This window comes from Micromonospora sp. KC207 (assembly GCF_004348615.1).
Taxonomy (GTDB): Bacteria; Actinomycetota; Actinomycetes; order Mycobacteriales; family Micromonosporaceae; genus Micromonospora.
The window spans coordinates 1-2,652 of the sequence record NZ_SMKJ01000504.1; the positions used below are offsets into that span (position 1 = coordinate 1).

Annotated in this window: 4 protein-coding genes; 3 read left to right on the forward strand and 1 reads right to left on the reverse strand. The window is 75.1% G+C overall.

Going from position 1 to position 2,652, the window contains the following annotated elements:
• The first annotated feature begins 172 nt into the window (after positions 1 to 172).
• Complete coding sequence (locus tag E1258_RS31825; RefSeq protein ID WP_007073365.1) at positions 173 to 481, forward strand: hypothetical protein; 309 nt, start codon at positions 173 to 175, stop codon at positions 479 to 481.
• A gap of 64 nt (positions 482 to 545) precedes the next feature.
• Positions 546 to 1,046, forward strand: a complete 501-nt coding sequence (locus E1258_RS31830) for a hypothetical protein (RefSeq protein ID WP_132407586.1) — start codon at positions 546 to 548, stop codon at positions 1,044 to 1,046.
• Positions 1,047 to 1,121: 75 nt separating this feature from the next.
• Here E1258_RS31830 and E1258_RS31835 read toward each other — a convergent pair whose 3' ends face one another.
• Entirely contained in the window at positions 1,122 to 2,135 is a 1,014-nt protein-coding gene (locus E1258_RS31835) for an ABC transporter ATP-binding protein (protein WP_132407582.1), read from the reverse strand.
• Positions 2,136 to 2,137: 2 nt separating this feature from the next.
• Between E1258_RS31835 and E1258_RS31840 the strand changes: the two genes are divergently transcribed.
• Positions 2,138 to 2,652, forward strand: a 515-nt coding sequence (locus E1258_RS31840; protein ID WP_132407584.1) for an ABC transporter permease, incomplete at its 3' end; no start/stop codon positions are given.

Here is a 2,652-nt window from a genome sequence, read left to right on the forward strand (position 1 = left end):
CGTCGCGCTGGGACGCCCGCCCGCCCCGCGGGGACTGCGGCGACCGCTGACCGTACGGGCAGGCGCTGACGGCCCGGTAGGGCGCTGACCGCGCGAGTCGGGGCAGCAGGGCCTCGGCTGCCGGGTCGCGTCCCACGCGCCGCCGGTGATCTCGCCGGTTAGGCTCGGCGGCATGACCGAGACACCTCCCACCGGTACCGGCGGGCACACGTTCGACGAGCTGGACGCGCTCTCCACCGAGGAGTTGCGGGTGCGAGCGTTCGCGCTGGCCCGGGAGCGGCGCGACGTCGGGTTCTTCTGGTCGGTGCTGCGCCATCTGCCGAACGCCGACGAGGCCGCCGCCCTGGACGGCGCGCCGAACTCCGTCGGTCCGACCATCGACGAGGCGGCGGCGCTGTGGCGGGAACTCACCGGGCACGGGTACGAGGAGTCCGCGCCCCTGCTGCGGGCCAAGTTCATCGACTACCTGATGAAGCACTGACCGGAACGCGGTCATCGTGATCCGCAGGTTTGCCCGCCGGGGCGCGCCGGGAACTGGCCGCGTCATGGCCGCCGCCAACCGCTCGGGCGCCATCAGCCGGTACGGGACCGCAGCCGGCACCGGCACCCTCGCGGTGCTGCTGCTCGTCGCGGTCTGCGGCAGCCCGCTGTACGTCGGCTGGGCGGAGGAGCACACCGAACCCGACTCGGCCGGCGGCTGGTTCCTGCGGCTGCTGGCCTGGCCGGCCTGGCGGTTCGGCTCCGGGGAGCCGGGGCAGGGGGCGCTCGCCACCGACCTGCGGGCCATCCTGCTGGTGCTCCTGGCGGCGGCCCTGCTCTATGTGCTCCCCGCGTCCCAGGTGGCCCGGGTGCAGGGGGCGGTGAGCCAGTTCTTCTCCGGCTGGGGCGCGTACGTCCTGGCCGCCGGCCTGGCCGCGCTACTGGGCGCGCTGCTCGGGCCGGACCCGTCGCTGCTCGCCGCGTTGCAGGCCGCCGGCACCGGCGCCGGGTACGGCTTCCTCTCCGGCTGGATCATCGGCACGGCCAGCCTCGGCGGCCGGGCCTGACCGGGGTGCGCCCCGGCGGCCCAGCCGCCCACCGCCCCACAGTTCAGCCGGCCCATGGTGCGGCTGCCCCGCCGCTCAGGCCGCGTCGCGGCCGCCGGCGAGCGCGCGCTGGCGAGTGAGCACGCCGGCCGGCCGGCCGTCGGCGGTCACCAGCACCCGGTCCGCGCCGGAGGTCAGCATCACGGCGAGGGCGTCGTACGCCGACGTGCCCAACGCGACCTCCGGCAGCCCGGCCGGGTCGGCGGGGGCCGGCTCCAGCGCGTCCCGGGTGACCGGGGTGACCGCGAGCGCCCGGATGCCCCGGTCCGCGCCGACGAAGTCCCGGACGAAGTCCGAGGCGGGCGCGGCGAGCAGGGCCGCCGGGGTGTCGTACTGCTCCAGCCGGCCGCCCTGGGACAGCACGGCGATCCGGCCGCCGAGCCGGACGGCTTCGTCCAGGTCGTGGGTGACCAGCACGATGGTCTTGCGCACCTCGGCCTGGAGCCGGAGGAACTCCTCCTGCAACCGGGTCCGCACGATCGGGTCGACCGCCGAGAACGGCTCGTCCATCAGCAGCACCACCGGGTCGGCGGCGAGCGCCCGGGCCACCCCGACCCGCTGCCGCTGCCCGCCGGAGAGTTCGTGCGGGTACCGCCGGCCGAACCTGCCCGGGTCGAGCCCGATTAGCTCCAGCAACTCCTCACTGCGGCGGCGGATCCGGTCGGAGGGCCAGCCGAGCAGCCGGGGGACGGTGCCGACGTTGGCCACGACCGTCTGGTGGGGGAACAGGCCCACGTTCTGGATGACGTACCCGATCCGGCGGCGCAGCGCGACCGGGTCGACGCGGGTCACGTCCTCGTCGCCGAGCAGTATCCGGCCGGCGGTCGGCTCGATCAGCCGGTTGATCATCCGCAGCACGGTCGACTTGCCACAGCCGGAGGGGCCGATCAGCACCACCAGTTCGCCGGCACGCACCCGCAGGCTCAGCCCGCGAACCGCCTCGGTGCCGTCCGGGTACCGCTTGCCGGTGCCCTCCAACGCGATCGCCGCCGCATGCGCCTCGGCCGGTTCGTGGCCGGCGGTGGGCCGGGTCTCCGGGGTAACGTCCACGCATGTCCTTCCGCCTGAGCTACCGGGCCGACCCGGGTAACCCGTGGTTCTCCTGGCAGTACGTGCGGGACAACTCTGACACGATCCTCGCCGCGCTGCGCGACCACGCCTCGCTGACCGCCCGGGCCGTGTTGATCGCTGCCCTGGTGGCCCTGCCGCTCGCCGTGGCGGCCCACTGGTTCCGGCCCCTCGCCGGCCCGATCCTCGCGTTCACCGGGGTGCTCTACACGATCCCTTCGCTGGCCCTGTTCGCGTTCCTCGCGCCGTACCTGGGGATCGGGGCGGTGACGGTGCTCAGCGTGGTGGTGCTGTACGCGCTGCTGGTCATCGTCCGCAACGCCGTAGCCGGGCTGAGCCAGGTGCCCCCCGACATCCGCGAGGCGGCGGAGGGCATGGGGTACGGCCGGTGGGGGCGGCTGCTGCGGATCGAGCTGCCGCTGGCGCTGCCCGGCATCCTCACCGGCCTGCGGCTGGCCACCGTGTCGACGGTGGCGCTGGTGACCGTGGGGGTGGTGGT